Genomic DNA, 6,780 nt, shown 5'->3' on the forward strand with positions numbered 1-6,780 from the left:
CGTGGACGCGGCAATTCTTCGGTAGCGAGGCCGATGGCCCGGTGCCGTTCCAGTATCCGGCGAATGACTACGCCAGCGATCTCGGCTTTCCGGCAGGTGCGCCATGAACGATTCACGCAGACCCTCGATGATCGGCGACGCGCTCGCCCAGGTCGGTGCGGCCGGTCTGTTCCTGTTCGCGATCCTGGCCGCGATCCCTAAGAGCTTGCGCCATTACCGGGAAACCCTGCGTCAGATCTGGTTTGTCGGCGCCATGAGCCTTGTCATCATCATGACCTGTGGCTTGTTCGTCGGCATGGTCCTGTCGCTGCAGCTTTATTACACGCTGGCCAAGTTTGGCGGGACTGCCGCGCTCGGAACGGTCGTTGCGCTATCGCTGTTTCGTGAACTGGGCCCGGTTGTCACCGCGTTGCTGTTCGCCGGCCGCGCCGGAACCTCGATGACCGCCGAAATCGGCCTGATGCGTGCCACCGATCAGCTTTCGGCGATGGAAATGATGGCGGTCGATCCACTGTCCTATGTGGTCGCACCGCGTTTCATCGCCGCCATTGTTGCCATGCCGCTACTGGTTTGCGTCTTCAACGCGCTTGGCATTCTCGGCGCACATGCCGTCGGGGTAAGCTGGCTCGGCCTCGATAACGGCACTTTCTGGGGCAACATGACCTCGAACGTCGATGTCTGGAATGACCTGATCAACGGCGTCTGGAAAAGCACTGCCTTTGGCGCCGTGATCGCGTTGATTGCCACCTTTCAGGGCTACACCACGCCGCCGACCAGCGAAGGCGTTGCCTATGCGACAACGCGCACGGTCGTCGCCTCGTCGATTGTCGTGCTTGCTCTCGATTTCGTAATGACCGCTTTCCTGATGTGACCGGACAACACTCATGACCCAGCCCAGACGTTCCTTCCAGGTCGGCACCGGCCTGTTCATCCTGCTCGGTTTCGCCGCGCTGGCCTATCTGGCGACGCAGACGACTTCAATTGCCAACTACACCGAGGGCGACAGCTACGCGCTGAAAGCCCGGTTCAGCAATATCGGCCAGCTCAAGGCGCGAGCGCCGGTCAAGCTGGCCGGCGTGCGCATCGGTTCCGTGCAGTCGATCGAACTCGATCCGAAAACCCTCGAAGCCCTGGTCACTATCGGAATCGATTCGCGATTCGACGACATTCCCGATGATTCGGGCGCGGCGATATTCACCAGCGGTTTACTCGGTGATCAGTACGTTGGCGTCCAGCCGGGTGGCTCGCCGGTTGCCTTCAAGCAAGGCGACGAGTTCATACTGACCCAGTCTTCCATGCAAATCGAAGACTTGATCGGCAAGTTCCTCGTTAGCGGCGATTCTTCGAAATCGCCGGACAACAACGACAAACCGACCGACGACGACACCGACTCACCCTCGAAATAGCCCCGGGAGATACAAACATGCAGCGTTTCATGAGTTGGAGTTTCGCGCTGGCCGCAGGATTGTTTCTGGCGGCGTCCGTACAGGCCGCCTCGCTTTCGCCGGAAAAAGTGGTGCAGAAAATCGCCGACGATCTGGCCGCCAAGATCGGCGCGCATCGCGATGAACTCAAGAATGATCATGAGAAGTTGATCGATGAAATCGACGACATCCTGTTGCCGCATTTTGATATCGAATACGCCTCCCTGCTCGTGCTCGGGCGCAACGCGCGGGCTGCAACGCCGGAGCAACGATCGCGATTTGCCAAGGCGTTCTACAACTCGATCGCCCACCGCTATGCAGAAGGCCTGCTCAACTACACCCGCGGCAACGTCAACGTGCTGCCGTTTTCCGGCACGCTCAATGACAAGCGCACGATCGTGCGCACCGAGGTCATCCTCGACGATGGCAAGAAGGTCGCCGTCGACTATGCGTTCCGCAAAACCTCCAGTGGTGAGTGGAAAGCCTACGACGTGATCATCGAAGGCATCTCCTACATCACCAACTACCGCAATCAGGTCGCCGCCGAGATCAAGGCCAGCAGCCTCGATTCGCTGATTGAGCGACTCGAAACCCAGGGTGCGAAAGCCCTGGAGGTGCTGGAGAAGAAGGGCGGCGCGTGAGTCAGCCACTGAACATCGACAAAGATGCATCCGGCGAGGGCCGGATCAGCGGACGCATCAACGTCGACAATGCCGCGGCGGCACTCTCGCGCGGAACCGATTTGTTTGCGCAAGGCCAGCGAGCGCAAGCCGATATTTCCGCATTGCAAAGCGCCGACAGCATCACTCTTGCCGTGTTGCTGGCTTGGGCTGTGCGCGCGCGCAAATCAGGCGGCGAGCTGACCTTCAGCGGCGCCTCACCGCGGCTGCGTGCGATCGCTCATCTGGGTGACGCCGAATTGCTGTTGGGATTTGCCGCAGACAACACTGATCACGCCCAACAGCCACAATTGCCTTAACCGGCATTGGAGGCTCCGGATAGCGAGATCGCCAAGCGGTCTCGTCCAGTGATTCCATGCAAGCCGGACAATCAAGGTCTGAATCGCTGCTAGTGCGGATCTTTCTTTTCGGCGTCTCGCTGCGCTTTTTCGTAATCCTGCTGCTCTTCAAGCAAGGCGTCGATGTCGTCGAGCTGAACTCCCTGAAGTTGCTGAATCGCCTCGAATGGCGGTTCGCCGTCATAGATCAGGTAGAGCCGACGCTGGCGGTAGGCGTCGCGATAGAAAATGTAAGGATCATAGGCGCCATTGACGATGTTCTCTGCATCGATGCCGCGAGCACGCAAGGTGACCAGAAACAGCATGCTCGGCCAGTATTCACGGCCGAGTTCGTAATCGTGGGTGCGCGAGTAGTAACCCATCGGGTCGAACAGTCGCCCATCGACCGGCATGCGCCAGACATCACGAGCGCTAGTCGAGCCTAGAAAAGGCAGAACCAGATAGGGGCCTTCGTTGACGCCCCATTTCGCCAGAGTGACGGCGAAATCGGATTCCTGTTGAGGCAGATGCAACTTGCTGGCGGGGTCGAAAAAGCCAAGGAAACCGACCGTGGTGTTGATCACGAAGCGACCGGTACTTTTCAAGGCATCCTTGATTTCACCTTGCAGCGCATCATTGGCGATTGTGATCGGCATGCGGATGTTGGCAAAGAAGTTGCTGATCACGCGGCGCATGTTGGGCGTCGTGATCTTGCGATAGACCACGGCAGTCGGTCGAATTACCGCGTTATCGACCTTGACGTTGAAGTGATAGACCTTGCGGTTGAACTTTTCCCAGGGGTCATCGGTGCGAGGTTTGGCGATCGTGCAGCCCGCCAGCGCAAGCAGGGCAGCCGCCAGCAATCCCTTGCGCAGAGCATTAAGATCAATGGCTTGTGTCAATTTCAGAATCATTCTGACCATGCTTGTCGGGGGCCAAGCGGACGTTTCATTGCGGCACATGCGAGTTCGCCGAACGCAGACTAGCGCGGATTCTACCCGGCTGGGCTGCGAATCCGTCAGTGTTATCCCTATTTTCGCCGCTTTTTGACCCGCAGTGTTGCCATGGGTCTGCAAATCGTCGTGAATCTGTCCTCGCACAGCCGAATTCTCGCACCCACTGGCAAAGCACGACAAATCGCCAGACGATTTGGCGCAGATCGTACGCGGGTGCAATGCCCTGAAGCCGGCTTTGTTTGCACTGCACAATTATGCGCCGCTACAATAGCCGCCAAACCGGTGCTGTATCGAATTCCCAAGAGGCTTGAACAAGATGGCGCGTATTACCGTAGAAGATTGTCTTTCGGTCGTGGACAACCGATTCGAACTCGTGTTGATGGCGACCAAGCGCGCGCGTCAATTGGCCAAGGGGGCGGATCCGATGGTGGATGGCCTGAACGACAAGCCGACCGTGATTTCGCTGCGCGAGATTGCCGCACGCAAGGTTGATCAGAAAATGATTGACGAAATCGACAGGCAGACGCGTGAGCGGGCTGAGCGCGAAGCGCTGGAATGGGCTGCCGCCGAGGTCGACGAAGACCTTGCCAAAGCTGGCGACGATCTGTAACTAACGTTCCGAAGCCTGTGCTGGCGGTCAATCTGATTTTGCCGCCAGAGGCGATTCGCAGGCCCGCCTGATTGAATTCCGACAAACTGCCAATGATCTGACCCGACGCGAAAGACGAGGTGACAACGGTGACTGCGGTCAACTCGCGAGGGTCAAAAGTTAAGCGGGGCACCGGGCAAGACGACATGCCCGCCTATGTGCTTGCCCTCGAAGACAAGCTTGCCGAGTACCTGGCTGCCGACGTGGTTGCCAGAGTGCGTCGTGCCTACGAGCTCGGCGCGCATGCGCATCGCGGCCAGAAGCGCAAAAGCGGTGAGCCCTACATCACCCACCCTGTGGCAGTCGCCAGCATACTTGCTGATCTTCGACTCGATGCCGAGACCATTATCGCGGCGATCCTCCACGACACCCTTGAAGATACCGAGCTCAGCGCGGAACAACTGAGTGCGGAGTTCGGAGCAACCGTCAGCGAACTCGTCGATGGCGTGACCAAGCTCGACAAGCTTCAGTTCAAGAGTCGCCAGGAAGCCGCAGCGGAAAGCTTTCGCAAGATGCTGCTGGCGATGGCGCGGGATCTCCGGGTGATCCTGATCAAGCTGGCTGACCGCCTGCACAACATGCGCACCCTGGGCTCGATGGAGCCGGCTTCGCGTCGCCGGATTGCCCTGGAAACCCTGGAAATCTACGCACCGATTGCGCAGCGTCTTGGCATGAACCGGTTCAAGGCCGAGTTGCAGGATCTGGGATTCAAAGCCATGTATCCGGATCGACACCGGGTCATATCCGCGCGCATCCGGACTGCGCTCGGCAATCGCCGTGAGGCCATGGGCAAGATTGAGGCCGCACTGGATGCGCGTCTCGATGCGGAAGGCCTGGCGCATCGTACCGTCAGTCGCATCAAGTCGCCCTACAGCATCTATCGAAAGATGCGCAACGAGAACAAGTCGTTCGCCCAGGTGATGGACGTGTATGGGTTCCGGGTTGTCGTCGACAGCGTCATGGATTGTTACCACGCGCTCGGTGCGGTGCACTCGCTGTACAAACCGATGGATGCTCGTTTTCGCGATTTCATCGCGATTCCGAAAGCGAACGGATATCAGTCATTGCATACGGTTTTGTTTGGTTCGTTTGGCGCGCCGATCGAGATCCAGATCCGAACCGAGGATATGGACGCAGTCGCCGATCGCGGCGTTGCGGCGCATTGGGCCTACAAAACCGATTCGGCACCGGCCAACAGTGCACAAAATCGTGCTCGCGAATGGGTTTCCAGCCTCGTCGATGAGCAGGATTCCACGCATTCTTCGCTCGAATTCATCGAAAGCGTCAAAATCGATTTGTTTCCTGACGAGGTTTATCTGTTCACGCCACGCGGCAAGATACTCGCCCTGCCGCGCAATGCGACTGCGCTGGATTTCGCCTACGCGGTGCATACCGATGTCGGCAGTCACGCCGTGGCCGCACGGGTCGACAAGAAGCTCGCGCCCTTGCGCACGCGCCTGAGCAGCGGCCAGTCTGTGGAGATCATTACCGCGCCGTCCGCAGTACCGAGCACGCAATGGCTGGAATGGGTAGTCAGTGCCAAGGCGCGTACCGCGATTCGTCACTTCCTCAAGCATTTGCAGCATGAAGATGCGATCGAGCTCGGTCATCGCATGCTGGATCGCGCCATGGACATGCTCGGCGCGTCGTTGGAGGTGCTGCCGGCCGAGCAATTGGCCCAGTATCTGGAAGACAACAAGTTGCGTGCCCTGGAGGATCTGCTCGCCGATATCGCGCTTGGCAATCGCACGGCGGATCAAGTCGCCCGTTCGTTGTTGGAGCTGCAGGATGAGGGCTCCCTGGTCGATCCGCACTCGGTCGAGAAGATCCTGATCACCGGCGCCGAACGCGGTGTGCTGAGTTTCGGCAATTGCTGCCACCCGGTACCCGGCGACGACATCATGGGCTATCTGTCAGCCGGCAAGGGCGTTGTCGTGCACCGACAGGAATGTCCGAACATGCCCGAGTTGCGCAAATCTCCCGAGCGCTGCATGGAGATCGGTTGGGATACCAGTGTGAGCGGCGACTATCGCGTCGAGTTGCGCATTATCGTCGCCAACAAGCCCGGTGTGCTGGCTCAGGTTGCCGCAGCGGTTGCCCAGGCCGATTCGAATATCGAGAATGTCGAGTACAAGGAGCGCGATCTGATGAGCGCGGCCTTGCTGTTTACCATTGAGGTTGCCAGTCGCAAACATCTGGCCGACGTCATGCGCGGTGTTCGCCGCCTGGCGGTGGTCAACGCCATTTATCGTCATCCCGTCTGAGGATTTCCATCATGCCCGAGCGCCGCATCATCCATTCCGACCATGCACCCAAGGCCATTGGCCCGTATTCGCAGGCCGTCCAGGTTGGCAACACGTTTTATTTTTCCGGGCAGACACCCATCGATCCGAAAACCGGCGAGCTGGTTGAGGGAAATATTTCGGCGCAGGCGACCCAGGTCTTCGAGAATCTCAAGGCGGTGCTGACGGCCGCGGGCCTGGATTTCAAGGATGTCGCCCGGGTCGGCATCTATCTGACCGATCTCGGCAACTTCGCTGCCGTCAATGAAGTGATGAAGAAGTACTTCAGCGAGCCGTACCCGGCACGATCAACCATCGGCGTTGCTGCCTTGCCGAAAGCCGCACACGTCGAAATTGATCTGGTTGCCGTGATCGACTGAGTGATCGCGGTGCGGCACCTGCATAGGCGTGGACAGTTCGGATCGGTATTCTTCACGGATGCCGCCCGCCCCCAAGACCGCGAATACGGATT

8 protein-coding genes and 1 pseudogene are annotated in these 6,780 nt (G+C 58.8%); 8 read left to right on the plus strand and 1 reads right to left on the minus strand.

The window, feature by feature from the left end:
* The 5 genes and pseudogenes from VFN25_RS01730 to VFN25_RS01750 all read left to right on the plus strand — a co-directional run.
* A pseudogene (locus VFN25_RS01730) lies at positions 1 to 107 on the plus strand (ABC transporter ATP-binding protein); the annotation flags it as partial.
* On the plus strand, positions 104 to 871 hold the full coding sequence (gene mlaE / locus VFN25_RS01735; protein ID WP_325138167.1) for a lipid asymmetry maintenance ABC transporter permease subunit MlaE: 768 nt from the start codon (positions 104 to 106) through the stop codon (positions 869 to 871). The pseudogene VFN25_RS01730 and the gene mlaE, both read left to right, overlap by 4 nt.
* A gap of 13 nt (positions 872 to 884) precedes the next feature.
* Positions 885 to 1,406 (plus strand): outer membrane lipid asymmetry maintenance protein MlaD, encoded by a 522-nt coding sequence (mlaD, locus tag VFN25_RS01740; protein WP_325138169.1) that lies wholly within the window; start codon positions 885 to 887, stop codon positions 1,404 to 1,406.
* A 17-nt stretch (positions 1,407 to 1,423) separates the two neighbouring features.
* Positions 1,424 to 2,065 (plus strand): ABC transporter substrate-binding protein, encoded by a 642-nt coding sequence (locus tag VFN25_RS01745; RefSeq protein WP_325138171.1) that lies wholly within the window; start codon positions 1,424 to 1,426, stop codon positions 2,063 to 2,065.
* Positions 2,062 to 2,403 (plus strand): STAS domain-containing protein, encoded by a 342-nt coding sequence (locus VFN25_RS01750; protein ID WP_325138173.1) that lies wholly within the window; start codon positions 2,062 to 2,064, stop codon positions 2,401 to 2,403. The genes VFN25_RS01745 and VFN25_RS01750 overlap by 4 nt, the downstream gene beginning before the upstream one ends.
* 89 nt (positions 2,404 to 2,492) lie before the next feature.
* Here the strand turns inward: VFN25_RS01750 and VFN25_RS01755 are convergent, their stop codons facing one another.
* Positions 2,493 to 3,335, minus strand: a complete 843-nt coding sequence (locus tag VFN25_RS01755; protein ID WP_325138175.1) for a VacJ family lipoprotein — start codon at positions 3,333 to 3,335, stop codon at positions 2,493 to 2,495.
* Between the two features lie 358 nt (positions 3,336 to 3,693).
* Here VFN25_RS01755 and rpoZ point away from each other — a divergent pair, with 358 nt between their 5' ends.
* The 3 genes from rpoZ to VFN25_RS01770 all read left to right on the plus strand — a co-directional run bounded on the left by rpoZ (position 3,694) and on the right by VFN25_RS01770 (position 6,688).
* Positions 3,694 to 3,987 carry a DNA-directed RNA polymerase subunit omega gene (gene rpoZ, locus VFN25_RS01760; protein ID WP_325138177.1) on the plus strand — a complete coding sequence of 98 codons (294 nt, stop codon included), beginning with the start codon at positions 3,694 to 3,696 and terminating at the stop codon, positions 3,985 to 3,987.
* Between the two features lie 185 nt (positions 3,988 to 4,172).
* Positions 4,173 to 6,290 (plus strand): bifunctional (p)ppGpp synthetase/guanosine-3',5'-bis(diphosphate) 3'-pyrophosphohydrolase, encoded by a 2,118-nt coding sequence (locus VFN25_RS01765; protein WP_325138179.1) that lies wholly within the window; start codon positions 4,173 to 4,175, stop codon positions 6,288 to 6,290.
* Between the two features lie 11 nt (positions 6,291 to 6,301).
* Positions 6,302 to 6,688: a RidA family protein gene (locus VFN25_RS01770; protein ID WP_325138181.1), complete on the plus strand. Its 387-nt coding sequence runs from the start codon at positions 6,302 to 6,304 to the stop codon at positions 6,686 to 6,688.
* The last annotated feature ends 92 nt before the right edge of the window (positions 6,689 to 6,780 follow it).

It is taken from the genome of Dokdonella sp. (genome assembly GCF_035703485.1).
Lineage (GTDB): Bacteria > Pseudomonadota > Gammaproteobacteria > Xanthomonadales > Rhodanobacteraceae > Dokdonella.

What these genes read in the sequence shown, in the direction of transcription:
- mlaE (WP_325138167.1), top strand. Translation starts at nt 104, where the DNA reads ATGAACGATTCACGCAGACCCTCGATGATCGGCGACGCGCTCGCCCAG.
- mlaD (WP_325138169.1), top strand. Translation starts at nt 885, where the DNA reads ATGACCCAGCCCAGACGTTCCTTCCAGGTCGGCACCGGCCTGTTCATC.
- VFN25_RS01745 (WP_325138171.1), top strand. Translation starts at nt 1,424, where the DNA reads ATGCAGCGTTTCATGAGTTGGAGTTTCGCGCTGGCCGCAGGATTGTTT.
- VFN25_RS01755 (WP_325138175.1), bottom strand. Translation starts at nt 3,335, where the DNA reads ATGATTCTGAAATTGACACAAGCCATTGATCTTAATGCTCTGCGCAAG.
- rpoZ (WP_325138177.1), top strand. Translation starts at nt 3,694, where the DNA reads ATGGCGCGTATTACCGTAGAAGATTGTCTTTCGGTCGTGGACAACCGA.
- VFN25_RS01765 (WP_325138179.1), top strand. Translation starts at nt 4,173, where the DNA reads ATGCCCGCCTATGTGCTTGCCCTCGAAGACAAGCTTGCCGAGTACCTG.
- VFN25_RS01770 (WP_325138181.1), top strand. Translation starts at nt 6,302, where the DNA reads ATGCCCGAGCGCCGCATCATCCATTCCGACCATGCACCCAAGGCCATT.